Source organism: Nocardia sp. NPDC003482 (genome assembly GCF_053588115.1).
Map to the genome: position 1 here is coordinate 211,332 of NZ_JBSFPI010000007.1, position 19,390 is coordinate 230,721.

General features: G+C 70.3%; 19 protein-coding genes and 1 riboswitch. Of the genes, 11 read left to right on the plus strand and 8 right to left on the minus strand.

All coding sequences use genetic code 11. The annotated features are described in order from the left end of the window. Positions 1-1,015 precede the first annotated feature (1,015 nt). Both ACWDSJ_RS13345 and ACWDSJ_RS13350 read left to right on the plus strand, forming a co-directional pair. Positions 1,016-1,471 (plus strand): DUF3151 domain-containing protein, encoded by a 456-nt coding sequence (locus ACWDSJ_RS13345; protein ID WP_387369295.1) that lies wholly within the window; start codon positions 1,016-1,018, stop codon positions 1,469-1,471. Positions 1,472-1,482: 11 nt separating this feature from the next. After that, a complete protein-coding gene (locus tag ACWDSJ_RS13350; protein ID WP_387369297.1) occupies positions 1,483-2,634 on the plus strand; it encodes an FUSC family protein in 1,152 nt (383 codons plus the stop codon). Positions 2,635-2,779: 145 nt separating this feature from the next. Here the strand turns inward: ACWDSJ_RS13350 and ACWDSJ_RS13355 are convergent, their stop codons facing one another. Both ACWDSJ_RS13355 and ACWDSJ_RS13360 read right to left on the minus strand, forming a co-directional pair. Next, the gene (locus ACWDSJ_RS13355) at positions 2,780-3,571 is read right to left on the minus strand and encodes a site-2 protease family protein (RefSeq protein WP_450031829.1); all 792 of its coding nucleotides are present in this window, start codon (positions 3,569-3,571) and stop codon (positions 2,780-2,782) included. Positions 3,572-3,641: 70 nt separating this feature from the next. After that, positions 3,642-4,265 carry a hypothetical protein gene (locus ACWDSJ_RS13360; RefSeq protein ID WP_387369301.1) on the minus strand — a complete coding sequence of 208 codons (624 nt, stop codon included), beginning with the start codon at positions 4,263-4,265 and terminating at the stop codon, positions 3,642-3,644. A 386-nt stretch (positions 4,266-4,651) separates the two neighbouring features. Between ACWDSJ_RS13360 and ACWDSJ_RS13365 the strand changes: the two genes are divergently transcribed. Further along, on the plus strand, positions 4,652-5,941 hold the full coding sequence (locus ACWDSJ_RS13365; protein ID WP_387369303.1) for an adenylosuccinate synthase: 1,290 nt from the start codon (positions 4,652-4,654) through the stop codon (positions 5,939-5,941). 148 nt (positions 5,942-6,089) lie between these two features. On the opposite strand, the gene yczR is transcribed toward ACWDSJ_RS13365, so the two are convergent. Continuing rightward, positions 6,090-7,586 carry a MocR-like transcription factor YczR gene (gene yczR / locus ACWDSJ_RS13370; RefSeq protein ID WP_387369305.1) on the minus strand — a complete coding sequence of 499 codons (1,497 nt, stop codon included), beginning with the start codon at positions 7,584-7,586 and terminating at the stop codon, positions 6,090-6,092. 62 nt (positions 7,587-7,648) lie between these two features. Here yczR and ACWDSJ_RS13375 point away from each other — a divergent pair, with 62 nt between their 5' ends. After that, positions 7,649-7,882, plus strand: a complete 234-nt coding sequence (locus ACWDSJ_RS13375; protein WP_387369307.1) for a hypothetical protein — start codon at positions 7,649-7,651, stop codon at positions 7,880-7,882. Between the two features lie 37 nt (positions 7,883-7,919). Next, positions 7,920-8,480: a methylated-DNA--[protein]-cysteine S-methyltransferase gene (locus tag ACWDSJ_RS13380; protein WP_387369309.1), complete on the plus strand. Its 561-nt coding sequence runs from the start codon at positions 7,920-7,922 to the stop codon at positions 8,478-8,480. A gap of 26 nt (positions 8,481-8,506) precedes the next feature. Here the strand turns inward: ACWDSJ_RS13380 and ACWDSJ_RS13385 are convergent, their stop codons facing one another. The 5 genes from ACWDSJ_RS13385 to ACWDSJ_RS13405 form a co-directional block, all read right to left on the minus strand. After that, on the minus strand, positions 8,507-8,872 hold the full coding sequence (locus tag ACWDSJ_RS13385) for a hypothetical protein (protein WP_450031833.1): 366 nt from the start codon (positions 8,870-8,872) through the stop codon (positions 8,507-8,509). 189 nt (positions 8,873-9,061) lie between these two features. After that, the gene (locus ACWDSJ_RS13390; RefSeq protein ID WP_387369312.1) at positions 9,062-11,677 is read right to left on the minus strand and encodes a LuxR C-terminal-related transcriptional regulator; all 2,616 of its coding nucleotides are present in this window, start codon (positions 11,675-11,677) and stop codon (positions 9,062-9,064) included. Between the two features lie 66 nt (positions 11,678-11,743). Beyond that, positions 11,744-12,844 carry a CaiB/BaiF CoA transferase family protein gene (locus ACWDSJ_RS13395; protein ID WP_387369314.1) on the minus strand — a complete coding sequence of 367 codons (1,101 nt, stop codon included), beginning with the start codon at positions 12,842-12,844 and terminating at the stop codon, positions 11,744-11,746. A 74-nt stretch (positions 12,845-12,918) separates the two neighbouring features. Further along, positions 12,919-13,752 carry an amidohydrolase family protein gene (locus tag ACWDSJ_RS13400; protein ID WP_450031834.1) on the minus strand — a complete coding sequence of 278 codons (834 nt, stop codon included), beginning with the start codon at positions 13,750-13,752 and terminating at the stop codon, positions 12,919-12,921. A gap of 29 nt (positions 13,753-13,781) precedes the next feature. After that, complete coding sequence (locus ACWDSJ_RS13405; RefSeq protein WP_450031835.1) at positions 13,782-15,173, minus strand: FAD-dependent oxidoreductase; 1,392 nt, start codon at positions 15,171-15,173, stop codon at positions 13,782-13,784. A gap of 227 nt (positions 15,174-15,400) precedes the next feature. Here ACWDSJ_RS13405 and ACWDSJ_RS13410 point away from each other — a divergent pair, with 227 nt between their 5' ends. From ACWDSJ_RS13410 to ACWDSJ_RS13435, 6 genes are all read left to right on the plus strand, one after another. Beyond that, positions 15,401-15,835: an Rv0361 family membrane protein gene (locus ACWDSJ_RS13410; protein ID WP_450031837.1), complete on the plus strand. Its 435-nt coding sequence runs from the start codon at positions 15,401-15,403 to the stop codon at positions 15,833-15,835. A 34-nt stretch (positions 15,836-15,869) separates the two neighbouring features. Beyond that, positions 15,870-15,984, plus strand: a riboswitch (SAM riboswitch). A gap of 61 nt (positions 15,985-16,045) precedes the next feature. After that, positions 16,046-16,462 (plus strand): rhodanese-like domain-containing protein, encoded by a 417-nt coding sequence (locus tag ACWDSJ_RS13415; protein ID WP_387369322.1) that lies wholly within the window; start codon positions 16,046-16,048, stop codon positions 16,460-16,462. Further along, entirely contained in the window at positions 16,459-17,685 is a 1,227-nt protein-coding gene (locus ACWDSJ_RS13420) for an O-succinylhomoserine sulfhydrylase (RefSeq protein WP_450031839.1), read from the plus strand. Before ACWDSJ_RS13415 ends, ACWDSJ_RS13420 begins: the two co-directional genes overlap by 4 nt. A gap of 80 nt (positions 17,686-17,765) precedes the next feature. Continuing rightward, complete coding sequence (locus ACWDSJ_RS13425) at positions 17,766-18,290, plus strand: dihydrofolate reductase family protein (RefSeq protein ID WP_450031841.1); 525 nt, start codon at positions 17,766-17,768, stop codon at positions 18,288-18,290. A gap of 32 nt (positions 18,291-18,322) precedes the next feature. Beyond that, a complete protein-coding gene (locus ACWDSJ_RS13430; protein ID WP_450031843.1) occupies positions 18,323-18,946 on the plus strand; it encodes a type 1 glutamine amidotransferase family protein in 624 nt (207 codons plus the stop codon). Further along, positions 18,943-19,389 carry a MarR family winged helix-turn-helix transcriptional regulator gene (locus ACWDSJ_RS13435; RefSeq protein WP_387369328.1) on the plus strand — a complete coding sequence of 149 codons (447 nt, stop codon included), beginning with the start codon at positions 18,943-18,945 and terminating at the stop codon, positions 19,387-19,389. The genes ACWDSJ_RS13430 and ACWDSJ_RS13435 overlap by 4 nt, the downstream gene beginning before the upstream one ends. The last annotated feature ends 1 nt before the right edge of the window (position 19,390 follow it).

Genomic DNA, 19,390 nt, shown 5'->3' on the forward strand with positions numbered 1-19,390 from the left:
ATTCGAGCGCTCGGCCGGTGCGGGAGCGGAGTTTCCTTCTCCGGACGGGCCGGGGCGGTCGGTTGCTTGGGGTTCAGGTTTATTCGAGCGCCCAGCCGATGCGGGAGCGGAGTTTCCTGGTCCCGTCGGGCCGGGGTGGTTGGGTCCTTGGGGCTCAGGCTGATTCGAGCGTCCTGCCGGTGTCGGCGCGGGGGCCGGGTTTCCCGCTCCGGTCGGGCCGGGTCGGTTGGGGGCTTGGGGCCCAGGTTGATTCGAGCGTTCTGCCGCTGTCGGGGCGGGCGCGGCGTTTCCTGGTCCGGTCGGACCGGGGCGGGACGCTTGGGGCCCAGGCCGGTTCGAGCGTTCCGCTGGCGTGGGGGCCGGTCCTCCGGTCGGGCCGGGGCGGTTCGGGACTTGCGGCCCAGCCTGATTCGAGCGTTCCGCCGGTGTCGGCGCGGGGGTCGGCTTTCCGGTGCCCGCCGGGCCGGGGCGGCCGGGGACTCGCGGTCCGTTCGGGCGTCCCGCGGGCGTGGGCTGTGCCGCTTTCGGGGGGCCTGCGGGGGCGGGCGGCGGGCCGCCTTGTGCGCCGGGCTGATTCGGGCGGGCCGGAGGGGTGGGGTTGCCCGGGACCGGGGGATTGGGGCGGCCGGGTGGGGTGGACGTGGGGCCCGGGCGGCCGGTGGCGGGGGCCGGGCGAGTGCTGGCCGGGGTCGGGCCGGGGCGGCCCGTGGGGACGCCGGGGGGTGTGGCGCGCGGACGCGGCGGGGCGGGGGAGGGCGCGACGGAGGGGCGAGTGCCTTGCTTGGGCGGTTCGGGTGTGGCGGTGTCGTCCGCGCGCGTGATGCGCTCGGTCTTGTCCGTGTCCGGGCGGTCGCCCGGTGGTGTCGCGGGACGCTGCTCCGCACCGGCGGAAGGCGATTGCCGGTCGGGCTTCTGGTCGTTCGGGTCGGACACGCGCTACCCCTCGCTCAACGTCAACAGTGCACTCGGGTGGTCAGCCTAACGAGCATTTCCGGCAGCGGTGCACAATGAGCCCATGACCTCCTTCGGCGATCTGCTCGGACCTCAGCCGGTACTGCTACCCGAACTTCCCGACGCGGAGGAGGCGCTGCTCGACAACCAGGACCCCGTGCAGGTGGCCGCCGCCCATCCGACGGCATCCATCGCCTGGGCCCAGCTCGCCGAGGACGCGCTCGCCCGGGCGGAGGCCGCCGGTTCCGATCCCGACGGTACCGTCGCCGCGGACACCATCGCCGCCTACGCCTTCGCCCGCACCGGCTACCACCGCGGCCTCGACCTGTTGCGCCGCAACGGTTGGAAGGGTTTCGGCCCGGTGCCCTGGAGTCACGAACCCAACCGCGGCTTCCTGCGCGCGGTCGGCGCCCTGGCCCGCGCGGCCAAGGCCATCGGCGAGAACGACGAGTACGCCCGCTGCCTCGATCTGCTCGAGGATTGCGATCCCCGCGCCGCCGCCGAACTCGGCCTCGACTGACCGCATCACCGTTGGTACTCGACACCCCGATCACCGTCGACGCGGTTCGCGCCAGCGGGCAACAGCGCCTGCGCAACGGCCTGCAACGGCTGGGCAAATCGGCCCTGCCGATCGTGCAGTGCGCGGTCGGGGCTGCGATCTCCTGGTTCGTCGCGCACCGGCTCATCGGCCATCCGCAGCCGTTCTTCGCGCCGATGGCCGCCATCATCTCGATCGGTGTGTCGTTCGGGGCCCGGCTGCGGCGCTCGGTGGAACTGGTCGCCGGGGTGGCCGTCGGCATCGGCATCGGCGACCTGTTCATCTCGCGGGTGGGCACCGGGCCCTGGCAGATCGCGCTCGTGGTGGCGGTGGCGATGGGCATCGCGGTCTTCCTCGATCGCGGCGCGGTCATCCCCATGCAGGCCGCCAGTTCCGCGGTGCTGGTGGCCACGCTCATGCCGCCGAGTTCCGGCGGCGGCACGAACCGGATGGTCGACGCGCTGGTCGGCGGACTCGTCGGCATCGTGGTCGTCGCGGTCATCCCGCTGCATCCGGTTCGGCGCGCCCGGCAGCAGGCCGCGGACATCCTCGGCGTGACGGGTCGCGCGCTCACCGACTGCGCCGACGGCCTGCACGAACAGGACGCCGAAAAGATCCGGCTCGCACTGGAATCCGTGCGCGGCACCCAATCCCAGATCGAGGGCCTGCGCAGCGCGCTCGAGGGTGGCCGCGAGGTCAGCCGAATCTCCCCGCTGTACTGGAACTCTCGCCGCCGCCTCGAGGCGATCCGCGCCGCCGCCGACCCGCTCGACAACGCCGTCCGCAACACCCGCGTCCTGCTGCGCCGCGCCCTGACCCTCGTCCGCGACGACGAGATTCTCGACCCGCGCCTGGTCGAGGAGGTCGAGGAACTCGGCAAGGCCGTCGACGTGGTGCGCCGCTACGTGCTCGCCGATCCGGACGAACAGCCCGACGCCGCCGAGGCGACCCGGGTGCTGCGCCGAGTCGCCAAGGGCGCCACCAAGGATCTGGTCGACGGCGCGGGACTCTCGGCGCACGTCGTCTTCGCCCAGCTGCGCTCGATCGTGGTGGATCTGATGCAGGTGTGCGGGGTCAAGCGGCTGTCAGCGATCGCCCTGCTACCGCCCACGGTCGCGAATCCCTATGTGACTCCGCAGGACTGAGTAGGCGCGCGAAAAATCTTCGGGTAGTTCACTACTCGTGTCCCCGCACCGGCGCGCTCGTAACTTGGGTGATGGCCGCGCCGACGAGGGGTGGTGCGGCCGGATCTGCCGTCGGCGGAGCAAGGGGGCCGCCGACGGCAGGTTCTCAGAAGTTCCAGAACGTCACCAGATACAGCCCGAGATCGTGCCAGCCCGGCGGCACACCCGACAGGTCGAACAGGGCGTTCACCACTCCGAAGAACGCGTCCGCCGCGGGCTTCAACCCCCACAGCACCGCGAACAGCAGCAGCACGCCGAACGGCTTGACCTGATCCAGCGATTGCCGGGTCTGATAACTCAGCGACGGTTCCAGAATCCCGTACCCGTCGGTGCCCGGAATCGGCAGCAGATTCAACACGGTCGCGGTCACCTGGAGGAACGCCAGGAAGCTGAGCCCGAACCAGAACGCCGCGTGCTCGTGGGCCGACCCGAACAGCCGCACGACGATCAGCAGCATCACCGCGCACACCGCGTTGACCGCGGGACCGGATCCGCTGATGATGCGCTGCGTGCGCGGGGAGAACAGATGCGAGTGCACGTACACCGCGCCGCCGGGCAGCGCGAATCCGCCCACCGCGATGAACAGGATCGGCAGGCCGATCGACAGCAGCGGATGGCTGTATTTCAACGGGTTCAGCGTCAGATATCCGCGCAGTTCCACCTCGCGGTCCCCGGCCCGGAACGCGGTGTAGGCGTGCCCGAATTCGTGCAGGCACACCGACACGATCCAGCCGAACACGACCATGACGAACACGCCGATCCGAGCCTGCGTGGACGACCAGGGTTCGGCGAGCCACGCCAACACCCCACCGGCCACCGTCGCGGCGACGATCAACAGGAATACAGGGCTGGGCAGTATCTGATGGCGACGGGCGCGGGGCCCTACGTGGTTACGCAAGCTGCCTCCTTCGGGCCCGTCGCGCCCGTCGCAACCGCCCCGGAGACGCGGCGCTCCCCGAACGAACGGCTCATCGCACGAGTATCCAGGGCTCGTGGTGGCGATAGAAACTCGCGCGCGGGACGGTCCGGTCGGTGGCGACGCCGTCGCGGGTCACCAGGGCGCCCGGGGTGCCCAGTTGCACGGCGCGGCCGGAGATCCAGCGCCGCTTGCGAATTCCGCGCTGGGCCGAGGCGCGCAGGCCGGGTTCGTCGAGGGTCGGCGAAACATGCAGGGCCGTAACCCTTCCCGTGAACAATCGCACGTCGTCCACGTACGCCTCCCCCTCCAGTCGGCCGCCGTCGCGGCCGGTGAGCGTGGCCCGCCCGACCAGCACCTTGCCCGCGTCGTCGCGGATCAGCGGCGTCTTGGTCGGCGTGCCGTCCAGCGCGCGCTTCGCCGCGGCCGAGCCGGTTCCGGTCTGATAGGCCCGCGAACCGTAGGTCCGATCCACCGGCACGTAGCCGATCTCCACGTGCAGCCGCTCGGTTCGCATGAGATGGGTGAGCACCGCCGCGAGTCCCGCGTCCTCCCCGAGCACGATCAGCCTGGGCAGGCTGTCCGCCGCCAGCACCGGCAGCAACTCATCGATCGCCGTCGCGTCCGGGATCGCCGCGGTCTGCGTCATCGGCAGCGACGCGAGCGCGATCGGCACGGGTGCACCGCTGCAGCGGAGAACATGAGTACTCAACTGCGGTACACCCTCCTCGGACCTGACACCTGATCGTCCTCGCTGCCCGGCGAACCGAACCGGTCCACCTCCGGCTGCCACCATAGCCCGCGATCCCCGAACCCCGCTCCGCTCGTCCGCGCTCCCCGCCGCACCGCGTCCGCTGGGCCATCCATGACCCGCTTCGCCCGCCCCTGCTCCGCACTCCCGACCTTGGTCGGGCTATCCATCACCCCGCTTCGCCCGCCCGCGCGCCGCACTCCCAACCTTGGTTGGGCTATCCATTAGACTGTGCTCCCGGCCACCGCCTCGGAAACGGCAGGTAGCTGCAGCACGTTGGGTGTTGCGCGTCGAACCGTAGGAGACTCCACATGCCGGCAATCGTCCTGATCGGCGCCCAATGGGGCGACGAGGGTAAGGGCAAAGCTACCGATCTGCTGGGCGGGCGAGTCCAATGGGTGGTGCGCTATCAGGGCGGCAACAATGCCGGGCATACCGTGGTCCTGCCCAACGGCGACAACTTCGCGCTGCATCTGATCCCCTCGGGCATCCTCACCCCCGGCGTGACCAATGTCATCGGCAACGGCGTGGTGGTGGATCCCGGTGTGCTGCTGGAGGAATTGGCCGGGCTCGAGCAGCGCGACGTGGACACCTCGCGGCTGCTGCTGTCCGCCGACGCGCATCTGATCATGCCGTACCACGTGGCCATCGATAAGGTCACCGAACGCTTCCTGGGCAACAAGAAGATCGGCACCACCGGCCGCGGCATCGGACCCTGCTATCAGGACAAGGTCGCCCGCGTCGGCGTGCGCGTGGCCGATCTGCTGGACGAGAAGATCCTCACCCAGAAGGTCGAGGCCGCACTGGAATTCAAGAACCAGGTGCTGGTCAAGATCTACAACCGCCGCGCGCTGGACCCGCAGCAGGTCGTCGACGAGGTGCTCACCAAGGCCGAGGGTTTCGCGCACCGCATCAGCGACACCCGCCTGCTGCTCAACCAGGCCCTCGAACGCGGCGAGATCCTCCTGCTGGAGGGTTCGCAGGGCACCCTGCTCGACGTCGACCACGGCACATATCCCTATGTGACGTCGTCGAATCCGACCTCGGGCGGCGCGGCCGTCGGATCCGGCATCGGCCCCAACAAGATCGGCACCGTGCTCGGCATCCTCAAGGCGTACACCACCCGCGTCGGCTCGGGCCCGTTCCCGACCGAATTGTTCGACCAGTCCGGCGAATACCTCGCCAAGACCGGCGGCGAGGTCGGCGTCACCACCGGCCGCGCCCGCCGCACCGGCTGGTTCGACGCCGTGATCGCCCGCTACGCCACCCGCGTCAACGGCATCACCGACTACTTCCTCACCAAACTCGACGTGCTCTCCAGCCTCGACCGCGTCCCGATCTGCGTCGCCTACGAGATCGACGGCCGCCGCGTCGAGCAGATGCCCACCACCCAAACCGAATTCCACCACGCCCGCCCAATCTACGAGGAGATGCCCGGTTGGTGGGAGGACATCTCCCACGCCCGCACCTTCGAAGACCTCCCCCCCAACGCCCGCGCCTACGTCCACCGCCTCGAGGAACTCTCCGGCGCCCGCATCTCCTGCATCGGCGTAGGCCCCGGCCGCGACGAAACCATCGTCCGCCACGACGTCCTCACCTGACCCAGCTACACCAACCCAGCCGCACCCTTTATTCGCCGTCGCACCCCTTGCAGGGGGTGCGGATCCCGATAAAGGGTGCGGCTGGGCTGCTTTGCCTGGGGGTCGGTAGCAGGGTGAGGGGGTGCGGCTGGGCTGCCGCGCCTGGGGGTCAGTAGCAGGTGAGGGGGGTGAGGGGGTCGGTGGTGTGGGGGGAGAGGGCCGCGTAGGTGGTGGCTATGGATTTGACCGCGAGGCGGAGGTCGGATTCCTCGTGGGTGAAGGGGAGGCGGAGGAAGCGTTCGAAGGCGCCCTGGACGCCGAAGCGGGGGCCCGCGGCGAGCAGGACGCCGTGGTTGGGGGCGGTGGCGGCGAGGGAGGTGGAGACGGGGGCGGGGAGTTGGACCCACAGGGACATGCCGCCCGCGCCCTCGACGGCGCGCCAGTCCGGCAGTTCCTCGGCGAGCGCGTCGAGCAGAGCCGTTCGGCGCGAACGCAATTGGTCGCGGCGGCGGGCCAGGATGGTGTCGGCGTGGGCGAGGAGATGACCCGTGGCCAGCTGGTCCATGACTGGGGTGCCGAGGTCCATGCTCGAGCGGGTGCCGAGCAGCTTCGTGATCAGTGCGGGATTGGTACGGATCCAGCCCACCCGCAGCCCGCCCCAGAACGACTTGGACGCCGAACCGATGGTGACGATCTCCGACCCGCGCGCGAACGCGGCCGCGGGCGGCGGCGCCTCGCCGTCGAGCTGCTGATCGACCATGGACTCGTCCACGATCACCGTCATCCGCGTCTCCCGGGCGATGGCGGCCAGTTCGGCGCGGGACTCGGCGTCCATCAGCAGCCCGGTCGGATTGTTGAAGTCGGGCACGAGATAGGCGGTGCTGGCCGCGGTTTGCCGTGCGGCACTGCGGATTCCGTCGAGATCCCACCCGGCCTCGGGATGTTCGGGCCGCAGCGGCACCGGCACCGGGCGCGCGCCGACATCGCGAATGGCCTCGATGGCGTTGGGATACGTCGGATGATCGATCAGCACCCGTTCGGCCGGGGCGGTGAGCACATTGAGCAGCAGCCGCAGACCGTGCTGCGCGCCGAGGGTGATCAGGATCTGATCCGGCTCGGTCGGCAGCCCGCGTTCGGTGTAGCGCCGCGCGACGGCCTCCCGCAGCGTCAGCACCCCCACCGGATCCATGCCGTGCGTGCCGAGATAGATCGGAAGTCCTTGCAGCGCGGCGGTATACGCCTCGGTCATCTCCGGCGGCGCGGACATGGCGGCGTAGGTGAGATCGATCGTGGGCAGCTCGCTCGGCGGCATCATGGCGAGAATGCCGCGGGTCGGCTTGGTCCCGTCGTGGCTGACCGTCGCGGGCAGCGCGACCGTACTGCGCGAACCCTGCCTGCTCACCAGATAGCCGTGCTCGCGTAGCAGGGCATAGGCCGAGGTCACGGTGGTCCGGCTGACGCCCAGCGTCCCGGCCAGATCACGCTCGCTGGGCAGCGCGACACCCAGCGGGGCGCGTCCGTCGTGGATCAGCAGCCGAATGCCCTCGGCCAGCGCCAGATACGCGGGCCGGGCCGAACGCCGGGCGTTCGACTCGTCCGCGTCGTCGTGCCGCCAGCGGCCCAGATCCCGGGTGAGGGTGGCGGCGCTGATCACTCGTGTAGCCATGCGGTCCAGTATCGGGGTGCTGGATATGTATTTCAAGTCCAATCCGGCGCATCGTGGGAGCCATGCTGTCCTTCCTCGCCGCCCTCATCGTCGTCGTGACCTTCGCCGTGCTCGTGCACCGCTACGCCCCGAAGCGGGGTGAGCGGGTCGCGGAACTCCTGGAAAAATACCGTCCACATGCGCCGATGGCGGACTGGTCGATGTCGTACTACGAACGGCAACGCCAGTATTCGGATCTGTCGGCGGTCAGTGCCCGACTGGCGGAGGAGTCCACTTTCGCGAAACTGGACCGTTGATTCCGAACTTGTCGGTCCCGTGGTGCACACTGGCCTCATGCCCGAACCGGACCGGCCGGACCTCTCGGCCGCCCTCTTCGACACCGCCATCGGCCCCTGCGCCCTGGTCTGGACCGATGCCGGTGTGGTGCGGTTCCTGCTGCCCGAGTCCACGCCCGAGGCCACCCGCGCCGCCGCGCTGCGCCGCCACCGCGGCCGCGCGGTCCGGGAGACCGAGCCGACCGGCGTCATCGCCGACGCCGTCGCGCAGGCCCGCGCCCACCTGACCGGCGCCCTGCACGATCTGCGCGCGATTCCCTTGGACCACAGCGGAATTCCCGAATTCGACCGTGCCGTCTACCGCGTCACCCGAGCCATCGACCCCGGCCGCACCCTCAGCTACGGTCAGGTCGCGGCCCGCATCGGCCATCCGCACGCCGCCCAGGCGGTCGGACAGACCTTGGGCCGCAATCCGATTCCGTTGATCGTGCCGTGCCACCGCGTCCTGGCCGCCGACCACGCCCTGCACGGCTTCTCCGCTCCGGGCGGCCTGACCACCAAGGAACGCCTGCTCGAGATCGAGCGCACCCCGGGCTTCGGCGAGCCGACGCTGTTCTGATCCGCCCTCCGAGCCCGCGGATTCGCCTACTGCTTGGGCGGATTCCCCGGAATGGCGTTCTGCAACCCGTCGACCACCGCGTCCGGCACGAACTCCGGCACCGGCACCTCGGAATCCCCGATGCGGATGCTGTGCGGATTCGGCGGGGGCGGCGTCTCGGTCTTCTCCGGCGTGGACGGCCGCGGTCGCGGCGCCTGGGCGGGCGCAGGCGGAGTGGCGGCCCGCAGTTCGGCGTGTTCCTCGTTGTCGGGCGTGGCCGGTGCCGTGACACCGGGCTGAACCGGACCGGGTTCGGCCAGCGCGATCCCCGTGCAGCCCAACGCGATCGCGAAGGGAACCGCGATCAGGCCGACGCGAATCCCGCCCCGCGTGCTCCGACTCCGACGCCTCATGTCGAGACCACCACCCTCCCTGGGGATCCGCAGAACAGCAACGGCGACGGTCCGCCGCCCGACTGCATCGTAGTCGGCGATCCTCCCCACAGCCATCCCCTCCCGCCACTCGCGATGCCCCGCAGGCGCATTCGATCCAGCGGTCCCGAGAACCGGAGCCTTCCAGCGCTCCGTCGGCCCGACCGCCCCTCAGCCCCGGGCCTTTCCGCCCGCCGACCCGCCCCGCATGAGCTCCGCCAACGCCTCCCGATCCGTGACATCGAGCTTGATGCAGGCGCGATACAGATGCCCCTCCACCGTCCGCACCGATACCGTGAGGCGGTCGGCGATCTGCCGGTTGCTCAGCCCGGCCGCGACCAGGTTCGCGATCTCGCGTTCGCGGGCGGTGAGTGGCAATGGTTGGGCGGATTGGCGCAGGGCGGGGGTGCTCGCGCCGCCGCAGGCCGCGGCCAGGCGGCTGGCGGTGGCGGCCGACTCGAGTAATCGGCGGCGATCTCCCGAACGGTCGTGGGCCGACGCCGCCTGGGCCGCCGCGTCCGCGGCCGACAACAGGACGCCGATCTCCTCGAATTCGCTTGCGACGGAATCCAATTCGCCACCGTCGCCCGCGGCCAGCGCGACCGCGTGCCGGGCCTGGAGCTGCACCAGCCGCCCGTCGACCCGGGAGGCCAAGTCGCGGAGCCGATCCGCCACGCCGTGCTCGCCGAAGCGCGCCGCGCTGTGCAGGGCCATCGCCTCGATCGCGTGCTGATGCGCCGCGCCCGCCGCGTCGGCGGCCTCGAGCGCCGTGCGCACGGCGGGGCTGACGGTGCCCTCGGCGGCGGCCTGCCAGGCCCGCGCGATCTGCAACTGCGGTTCGTACACCGCGCTGTGCCGGCCGCCGCGCGCCACCGCCTCGGCGATGGACTCGGCGGCCTCCGCCGCGCGCCCCAGGGCCGAATACGCCTCGGCCAGGCGGATTCTCGCGGGGAACATCCAGGCCGCCGCGCCCTCGGCGTGCAGCGCGGCCAGCGCCTGCTCCAGATTCTCGATGCCGTCGGGGAACCGCCCCTGCGCCACGTCCACCGTGCCCTGGAGAATGCGCGAAAAGCCCCAGGCCAGATACTGTCCCGGCGCGGAGTAGCCGAAATAGCCACTGGCGCACCGGCGAGCGGCGGCCAGATCGCCGGTGAAGGTCAGGGCCAGCACCTCGGCGTGGGTGGACATGAAGCGGTTGAGCCCGTCGATGTGCGACTCGACCTCGTGCCCGCGGTCGGCGTAGGCCCGCGCCCGTTCGGCGCGCCCGGTCAGCGCCAGGGCCAGCCCGCCGCCGAACGAGGCCCACCACACCGCCCACGGCGGCGCGTCCGCGCTCGACATGACCTGTTCGGCGTCGGCGATCGCGTCGTCGACCCGGTTCTCGTTGACCGCGCACGCCGACGCCAGTCCGGTCAGGGTCAGCGCGATCTTCGGATGGGTGACCCGGCCGCGCACCAGCGCCAGCACCTCGTCGGCCCGGTCCGCGTCGCCCATGGCCCACAACAGATTCGCCACCCGGGTGCTGCCCCAGCGGGCCAGCTGCACCTCGTTGAGCTGATCGGGATCGAAACTGGCGAGGGTGCGCTCGGCCTCGATCCGATGCCCCTGCCACAGCAGCGCGCGGGCCAGCAGATCCGCCGCCTCCACCCCGCCGCGCCGCTCCACCGCCGCCCGCGCGAACCGCTCGCCCAGCGGAATGTTCGCCAGCCCGATCGCGTCCTCCGACGCCGCCACGAACAGTTCCAGATCCGCGGATTTGTCGCTGTCCAAAGCCAATTCGGCCAACCGGATGCGATCCGACGCCGACCGCACCGGCCGCTCCTTGAGCGAGGAGTACAGCCGCCCGCGCAGCCGCCGCGCCGACGCGATGCCCAGCCTGCGGCGGATGACCTCCCCGAACAGCGGATGGTTGTAGCGCACCAGCAGCTGATGCCCGTTCTCCACGATCCGCACCACGCCGCGCGATTCGGCCGACTCGACCGCCTCCTCACCGGCCAACTCGGCCAGCACGTCCAGATCGATCGGCTCGCAGAAGGTCAGCAGCTCCAGCACCCGCAGCACCGCCTCCGGCAGCTGCTCGACCCGATCCTCCAGCAGCGCGGCCAGTTCCGAGGTGACCGCGGCCCGCCCGCGCAGCTGCCACACCCCGTTGACCTGCCGCAGCGTGCCCGCCTCCAGCGCGCCCTCGACCAGATGCCGCAGGAACAGCGCGTTGCCGCCGGAGGACTCCCACATCAGATTGGCGGTGAAGCCCTCCAACTGCCCGCCCAGCATGGATTCGACGAGTTCGACGCTCTGCCGTTCGGTGAACGGCCGCAGGTCGATGCGCAGCAGATGACCGTCCTTCCACAGCGAGGTCACCGCGTCGGGCACCGAGACCCCGCTGCGGACCGTGCACACGATCCGGGCGGCCTTGTCGATCGCCAGCTGCAACAGCAGCGTCGCCGACAACTGATCCAGCAGATGCGCGTCGTCGACGCCGATGATCACCTCGCCGTCGGCGAGCAGCGCCTCGCGCGCGGCCGCCATGAACGTGACCGGATCGTGCGCGGTGTAGACCCCGACCATGTGCGCGAACACCCCGAGCGGAATGCTGCGCGCCGATTCGGTGCCCGCCACCCAGCGCACATTCGCGCCCAGCGCGGCGGTGGCCTGCCGTGCCAGGGTGGTCTTGCCCACCCCGGCGTCCCCGGTGAGGACCGCGCCGACGAATTCGGGACCGGTGAGGGCCGCCCGAATCGACTCGAGGTGCCCCGCGCGCTCGATCATCGGCCAGTTGCGAGCCATACGACTCACTCTAGTGGCCCCGGTGAGCGCCGGCCGCGCGAACCAACACCGATGGGTAACAAGCGCTTACGAGGCCCAGACCTGGTCGATCGGGGTGGCCTCGGACGGCGGCGGGGTCGGCACGCCGCCCGGGGTGCGGGAGAACCGCGGCGCGGGCGCGTGCTGTACGACGCCGTCGATCTCGATCAGCCCCGTGCGGGCGACGATGTGCGCGTTCCGCTCGGCCTCGGACAGGGTGAGCACCGGCGTGCAGCAGGCGTCGGTGCCCTCGAACACGGCCGCCCACTCGTCCCGGGTACGGGTCTTGAACCGTTCGGCGAACAGTTTGCGCAGCTGCTCCTGACCGTTCGGGTCGATCTGGTGCGGCAGACCCTCGGGCTCGATCTCGAGGCCCTTCAGCAGTTCGGCGTAGAACTGCGGTTCGATCGCGCCCACGGCCATGTACTTGCCGTCGGCGGTCTCGTAGGTGTCGTAGAAGGCCATGCCGGTGTCGAGCAGGTTGCTGCCGCGCTCGTCGGACCACAGGCCCATGCCCTTCATGCCCCAGATCATGTGCGACAACGCCAGCGCGCCATCGATCATCGCGGCATCGATGACCTGGCCCTTGCCCGAGTACTGCCGTTCCACCAGCGCGGCCAGGATGCCGAAGACCAGGAACATCGAGCCGCCGCCGAAGTCGCCGACCATGTTCAGCGGCGGCACCGGCCGCTCGCCGCGGTGCCCGATCGCGTTGAGCACACCGGTCAGCGAGATGTAGTTGATGTCGTGCCCGGCCCGGTCGGCCAGCGGGCCGTCCTGACCCCAACCCGTCATCCGCCCGTACACCAGGCGCGGATTGCGGTCGAGGACCACGTCCGGGCCCAGGCCCATGCGCTCGGTGACGCCCGGCCGGAAACCCTCGATGAGCACATCGGCCTTGTCGACCAGCCCGAGCACGCGCTCGATCTCGGCCGGATCCTTCAGATTCGCCTCGACGATGGTCCGGCCCCGCCACTGCGGGCGTTCCATGAAGCCGGGCAACAGGCCGGGCCGCTGCACCCGCACCACGTCGGCGCCCAGATCGGCGAGCAGCAGCGCCGCGTGCGGCCCCGGCCCGATGCCCGCCAGTTCAACAACCCGAATGCCCACGAGCGGGCCCTGCTTGGTGGCGGTGGATGGAGTGCTCACGCCCTACCTCGGTTCGTCGTCGATCCTGTTGTCAGTACGACAATAAGGGGTGCCCGGCCGGTTCGGCACCGGCCCTATTCGATCACCGGGAGCGGTCGGGTGTCGCCCGGCGGCAGCTGGGAACGGTCCAACCGCAGGGTGGGGGCCGAATCCCCGTGGACCGGGCGGGCTTTGCGCGGCAGCCGATAGAACGCGCGGGCGTTGTCGTCGAGCACCTTGTACATATCGGTCCCGACCGCGTCGGCGATGATCGCCACATCGGCGTCCCGGAACGGCCGCCCGGCCCGGTTGCCGGGCAGGTCGGAGCCGAACATCAGCGCGTCCGGATTCACGGTGTGGATGCGCCGCAACGCGTTCGGCACATCCATCGCGACCCGGCCGAACCCCGACGCCTTGACCCGCGCCCCGCGATCGACCAGGTCCAGCAGGTAGGGCAGGCAGACGTCGGACATACCCAGGTGATCGATCGACAGCGCGGGCAGCTTCGAGATGACCGGTTCGAGCGAGCCCAGCATGGACCCGTCGATGTACAGCTCCACATGCCAGCCCACCAGCGCGTGCGCGCGCAGCGCCTGCCGGGTCAGCGCGACGATATCGCCCGCGGCCCGCTTGAGGTTGAACCGCAGCGCGCGCACGCCCGCCCGATCGAGCTCCACGATCTGCTCGTCGGTGGCGTCGGGGTGCAGGTTGATCACCCCGACCCAGTTCGGCCCGAGTTCGGCCAGCGCCGCGATCATGAACGCGGTGTCGGCGCCCTGGAACGAGGCGCTGACCACGGCGCCGCCGTCGATCTCGAAGCGCGCCATGCGTTTTCGATAGTCGGCGATGGTGTACGGCCGAGGCAGGTAGCCCTCGTTCTCGATCAGCGGGAAGCGCGGATCGATGATGTGGAGGTGGGTGTCGAACACGTGCTCAGCATGCCTCGGCGGTCACGGGGTCACACCTTGTGCGGCTCGCTGGCGCGCAGCATGTCCTCGCGTTCGACGACCTTGACCCGTTCGCGGCCCTGCGGTTCGCCCAGCGAGCGCTCGTGCGCGTCCAGGCGGTACCAGCCCGCCCAGGTGGTGAACGGAATTCCCTTGTCCTCCAGCCACTTCGTGACCGCCTCCGGATCCGGCTCGGGGGCCGGGGTGAAGTTCGGGGCGTCGTCGAGCAGGCAGGCGATGGTCTCGTTGGCGTCGCCCTTGGTGTGGCCGATGAGGCCGACCGGGCCGCGCTTGATCCAGCCCGTCACGTAGGTCGCGGGCAGGTAGCGGCCGTCGCCGTCGGCGTCCTCGTTCGACAGCACCCGGCCCGCCTCGTTCGGCACGGTCCCGGCCTGTTCGTCGAAGGGCAGCTGCGGGATGTTCTGCGACAGGTAGCCCACCGCCCGGTACACCGCCTGCACGTCCCACTCGGTGAACTTGCCCGTGGGCTTGCAGTTGCCGGTGCCGTCGAGCTGGGTGCGCTCGGTGCGCAGGCCCACGACCTTGCCCGACTCGTCGCCGAGCACCTCGGCGGGCGCCTCGAAGAAGTGCAGGAACAGCTTGTGCGGGCGGTCGCCGACATCGCGGATCGCCCACTGCTCCAACGTGTTGCAGACCATGTCGACCTGCTTGGAGTGCCGCCGCGCCGCCTCGGAACCCTCGTCGTAGTCGATGTCCTCGGGGTCGACGATCACCTCGATGGTCGGGGAGTGGTCGAGTTCGCGCAGTTCGAGCGGGGTGAACTTGGCCTGCGCCGGACCGCGGCGGCCGAACACGTGCACCTCGATCGCCTTGTTGGCGCGCAGACCCTCGTACACGTTCGGCGGGATCTCGGTGGGCAGCAGTTCGTCGCCGGTCTTGGCCAGCACGCGCGCCACGTCCAGGGCCACGTTGCCGACGCCGAGGACCGCGACCTTCTCCGCGTCCAGCGGCCACTCGCGCGGCACGTCGGGATGCCCGTCGTACCAGGACACGAAGTCCGCGGCGCCGTAGGAGCCGTCCAGCTCGATGCCCGGGACGCGCAGATCGCGGTCGGCGTTGGCGCCGGTGGAGAAGATCACCGCGTCGTAGAACCGGCGCAACTCCTCGAGGGTGATGTCGCTGCCGTAGTCGATGTTGCCCAGCAGCCGCACCTGCTCCTTGTCGAGCACCTTGTGCAGGGCGGTGATGATCCCCTTGATTCGCGGGTGGTCCGGCGCCACGCCGTAGCGGATCAGCCCGAACGGCGCGGGCATCCGTTCGAACAGGTCGATGCTCACCTCGGCGTCGGACTTCATCAACGCGTCGGCGGCGTAGATTCCGGCCGGTCCGGCGCCCACGATCGCGATGCGCAGTGGGCGGTTCGCTGCACTGTGTTCGGTCATATCTACGCGCACCCTCTGGTCGAGAACTCTGTCGTCATGTCTTAGCCGTCTTTCTTAGCTTAGGCTAAGTTGACGTGCGGTCCGGGATCCTGCCCCTGCGTCCCCGGCGTTGCTGCCTCGGGGTTCCAGCGATTCTATCGGTGGCAGCTATGGCCGATATTCCCGGTCCGCGTCGGGTAATTCGAGTGTGATTCCGGACACTGGGGGCGACCGGCGATGATGGGCGCATGACCGATGCCGTCGAGCCGACTCCGATCGACCAGCGCGAGACCACTCGCTCGCCGGTCCCGTTCATCGCCGCGGCCGTGCTCGCGGTGCTGGTGATCGTCGGCATCGTGCTGCTGGCCGTGCTGCGCCCGGCTGAGAACAATGTCACAGATTCCGACCGGGTCGCGATCGCGGCGCGCAATTTCGCGACCGCGCAAGCGGATTCGGACGCGAAACGCCGGGCCACCACGGCCTGCGCCGAATTCGACGCCGCCAAGTCGCCGCTCGGACCGGACGCGGTGGGCAAGCACGTGGAGATCGCGGGCGTGCGCGACACCGTCATCGACGGCGACCGCGCGCGGGCCACGGTGACCAGCCGCGTCGACGGCCGGGAGCGGACCGTGACCTGGAACCTGGTCCGCGCGGGCGATCATTGGCTCGTCTGCAACGTTTGACATGCGACCCGCTGACCAGGCACTCTGCTTCGGAGGTCATGAGCGCCAGCGCCAAGCCCCGGCTCGCTGGCCGGCAACCCTCCTCCGCGGTGGGGTGCTCCGGGTGACGACCTGGCACGCGTCGAATCCCGGCGCGGCAAGCGTGGATTCTCGAGGAGGTTCGATTCGGATGAACGAGCAGAGTCGCCGCTGTCCCGGTGAGGCACGATCATGAGCTACGCGGGTGACATCGATCCGCAGCAGGCGTGGGACCTGTTGCGCGACAACGCGAACGCGGTTCTCGTCGATGTACGCACCGACGCCGAATGGCGGTTCGTCGGCGTACCCGACACCAGCGGAATCGACCGGCCGACGGCCCTGATCGAATGGGTCGACGGAACCGGTTCGCGCAATCCGCGTTTCGTCGATCAGCTGAAGCAGGTGCTCGGCGATCGCCCCGACGACGCCCCGGTGATCTTCCTGTGCCGCTCGGGCCAGCGATCCATCGGCGCGGCCGAGGCGGCCACCGCCGCGGGCTTCACCCCTGCCTACAACGTGCTCGAGGGCTTCGAGGGACCGCTCGACGCGAACGGCCATCGCGGCGGCGCGGGCTGGCGCGCCCGCGGCCTGCCCTGGAGGCAGTCGTGATCAGCGGCGGGGCGTTCGACCGTCCCCTGCCCGAGGGCGTCGGCCCGGCGACGATCAGCGTGCGCGGCGGGCTGCGCCGCTCCGGATTCGAGGAGACCGCCGAGGCGCTGTACCTGTCCTCCGGCTTCGTCTACGAGAGCGCCGAGGCGGCCGAGGCCGCGTTCACCGGCGATATCGAGCACTTCGTCTACTCGCGCTACGGCAACCCCACTGTCGCCATGTTCGAGGAGCGGATGCGGCAGATCGAGGGCGCCGAGGCGTGTTTCGCGACCGCCAGCGGGATGGCCGCGGTCTTCGTCGCGCTCGGCGCGCTGCTGGGCAACGGCGATCGCCTCGTCGCCGCGCGCAGCCTGTTCGGCTCGTGCTTCGTGGTCTGCAACGAGATCCTGCCGCGCTGGGGCGTGGAGACGGTGTTCGTGGACGGCGAGGACATCGCGCAGTGGGAGGAGGCGCTGTCGAAGCCCACGCGGGCGGTGTTCTTCGAGACGCCCTCCAATCCCATGCAGACCCTCGTCGACGTGCGCCGGGTCGCCGACCTCGCGCACGCCGCGGGCGCGAAGGTGGTGCTGGACAACGTCTTCGCCACCCCGCTGCTGCAACGCAGTCTCGACCTGGGCGCGGACGTCGTGGTGTACTCGGGCACCAAGCACATCGACGGCCAGGGCCGGGTGCTCGGCGGCGCGATCCTGGGCCCGCGCGACTACATCGACGGCCCGGTGAAAACGCTGATGCGCCATACCGGTCCGGCGCTCAGCCCGTTCAACGCGTGGACGCTGCTCAAGGGCCTCGAGACCATGCCCCTGCGGGTGCGGCACTCGGTGTCCTCCGCGCTGCGGATCGCCGAGTTCCTGGAGCGGCATCCGGCCGTGGCCTGGGTGAAATACCCGTTCCTGCAATCACATCCGCAGTACGAGCTGGCCCGCGAGCAGATGTCGGGCGGCGGCACCGTCGTCACCTTCGAACTCGGGGTCGGCGACGGCGCGGGCGAGGGCGCGGCCAAGAAGCGCGCCTTCGAGGTGCTCAACCGGCTGCGCGTCATCGATATCTCCAACAATCTGGGCGACGCCAAGACCCTCATCACGCATCCGGCCACCACGACGCACCGCGCCATGGGGCCGGAAGGCCGTGCGGCCGTGGGCATCACGGACGGCGTGGTACGCGTCTCGGTCGGCCTCGAGGACGTCGAGGATCTGCTGCGCGATCTCGAGCAGGCCCTGGCCTGAGTTTCCCGGACGCCGCCCGCCGATGAGTTCCGGCGGGCGGCGTCGTCCTTTTCCGTGACCCCTACGAAAAGGACGTTCCCATGCGGATCATGGCCCGCCTGTGCATCTCGGCCGACGGCTACATCACCACCCCCGACGGATGGCCGCCGCAGGTGATCGATCCGACGCACGGCCCGGGCAGTCACGGCATCGCGGAGTTCCTGCGCACCTGTGAGGCGGCGCTGATGGGCAGCACCACCTTCGTCCCCGCGCTCACCGCCGACCGCTGGCCGTGGCCGGATCTGCGGGTGTACGTGCTCGGCTCGGAGCGACCCGCGGGCACGCCCGACGACGTGACCTTCGACAGCGATCCGGTGCGGCTGCTGGAGCGGCTGAAGGCCGACAACCAGGGCGGCGACGTCCACCTCATCGGCGGTCCCGCCACCATCGAGACCTATCGCGCGCTCGGCGTGCTGGACAAGTTCGAACTCGTGGTCCTGCCGTTCTTCGTGGGCGGCGGTATGCGCCTGACGGATTCGCTGAATCCGGAGACCGGGCTGGAGTTCGAGAGCTCGCGGTCGCTGCCCGGCGGTTCGGTGGAGATCGTGTACCGCGTCCGCCGTTGACAGCATTCTGTCAAATATGACAGGATACTGTCATGATGAGAACAGCGCATGTGGCCGTGTACGACACCTTCGCCGACTGGGAGCCGGGTTACGTCACCGCGCAGATCAACCGGGGCCTGTGGCAGCGTGAACCGGGCAGCTGGCGGGTCGTGACCGTGGGCCCGAGCCGGGAACCGGTCACCTCGATGGGCGGGTTGCGGGTGCTCCCCGATCTCGCGCTCGACGAGCTCGCCCCCGCCGACAGCGCCCTGCTGCTCCTGCCCGGCTCCGACACCTGGGTGACCGGTGAACTCGCCGCGTTCGGGCGCAAGGCCCGCGAATTCCTCGACGCCGGGGTGCCGGTCGCCGCGATCTGCGGCGCCACCTTCGGGCTGGCCCGCGAGGGTCTGCTCGACGACCGCGACCACACCAGCAACGCCGCGGAATTCCTTGCCGCCAGCGGATATTCGGGCGCGGCCCGATACGTGGCCGAACCCGCGGTGTGCGACGGCGACCTGATCACCGCCTCGGGCACCAAACCGGTGGAGTTCGCCCGCGCGATCGCCGCGCGCCTGGACCTCTACGAGCCGCACGTGCTCGACGCCTGGTACGACCTGTACGGCCGCAACGACGCGGCGGGCTTCTACGCGCTCGCCGACTACGAGTCGCGCCGATGAGCCGTGCCCAGCAGGCGCTGTTCAGCACCGCCGCGATCACCACATTCAAACTCAACGGCCAATTCCTCACCATCGCCGAGGAATTGGCGCGCCCGGCCGGGATCACCGCCGCGTGGTGGCAGGTGCTCGGCGCGGTCCTGCACGAGCCGCTGCCGGTGGCCGGGATCGCCCGCGCCATGGGCATCACCCGGCAGAGCGTGCAGCGCATCGCGGATCTGCTGGTGGACAAGGGTTTGGCCGAGTACCGGCCCAATCCCGCGCACCGCCGCGCCAAACTGGTCGCGATCACCGAGGCCGGGCGCGCGGCGAATGCGCGCATCGGCCCCGGCCACGCGAAACTCGCGAAGCGGCTCGCGGACCGGCTGGGCGAGGCCGAATTCGAACGCGTCGTCGCCGCGTTGACCACGCTCTCGGCCGCGCTGGACGACCTCGAGGCCGAATAGC

What these genes read in the sequence shown, in the direction of transcription:
- ACWDSJ_RS13345 (WP_387369295.1), top strand. Translation starts at nt 1,016, where the DNA reads ATGACCTCCTTCGGCGATCTGCTCGGACCTCAGCCGGTACTGCTACCC.
- ACWDSJ_RS13365 (WP_387369303.1), top strand. Translation starts at nt 4,652, where the DNA reads ATGCCGGCAATCGTCCTGATCGGCGCCCAATGGGGCGACGAGGGTAAG.
- yczR (WP_387369305.1), bottom strand. Translation starts at nt 7,586, where the DNA reads ATGGCTACACGAGTGATCAGCGCCGCCACCCTCACCCGGGATCTGGGC.
- ACWDSJ_RS13375 (WP_387369307.1), top strand. Translation starts at nt 7,649, where the DNA reads ATGCTGTCCTTCCTCGCCGCCCTCATCGTCGTCGTGACCTTCGCCGTG.
- ACWDSJ_RS13380 (WP_387369309.1), top strand. Translation starts at nt 7,920, where the DNA reads ATGCCCGAACCGGACCGGCCGGACCTCTCGGCCGCCCTCTTCGACACC.
- ACWDSJ_RS13385 (WP_450031833.1), bottom strand. Translation starts at nt 8,872, where the DNA reads ATGAGGCGTCGGAGTCGGAGCACGCGGGGCGGGATTCGCGTCGGCCTG.
- ACWDSJ_RS13390 (WP_387369312.1), bottom strand. Translation starts at nt 11,677, where the DNA reads ATGGCTCGCAACTGGCCGATGATCGAGCGCGCGGGGCACCTCGAGTCG.
- ACWDSJ_RS13405 (WP_450031835.1), bottom strand. Translation starts at nt 15,173, where the DNA reads ATGACCGAACACAGTGCAGCGAACCGCCCACTGCGCATCGCGATCGTG.
- ACWDSJ_RS13410 (WP_450031837.1), top strand. Translation starts at nt 15,401, where the DNA reads ATGACCGATGCCGTCGAGCCGACTCCGATCGACCAGCGCGAGACCACT.
- ACWDSJ_RS13415 (WP_387369322.1), top strand. Translation starts at nt 16,046, where the DNA reads ATGAGCTACGCGGGTGACATCGATCCGCAGCAGGCGTGGGACCTGTTG.
- ACWDSJ_RS13425 (WP_450031841.1), top strand. Translation starts at nt 17,766, where the DNA reads ATGCGGATCATGGCCCGCCTGTGCATCTCGGCCGACGGCTACATCACC.
- ACWDSJ_RS13430 (WP_450031843.1), top strand. Translation starts at nt 18,323, where the DNA reads ATGATGAGAACAGCGCATGTGGCCGTGTACGACACCTTCGCCGACTGG.
- ACWDSJ_RS13435 (WP_387369328.1), top strand. Translation starts at nt 18,943, where the DNA reads ATGAGCCGTGCCCAGCAGGCGCTGTTCAGCACCGCCGCGATCACCACA.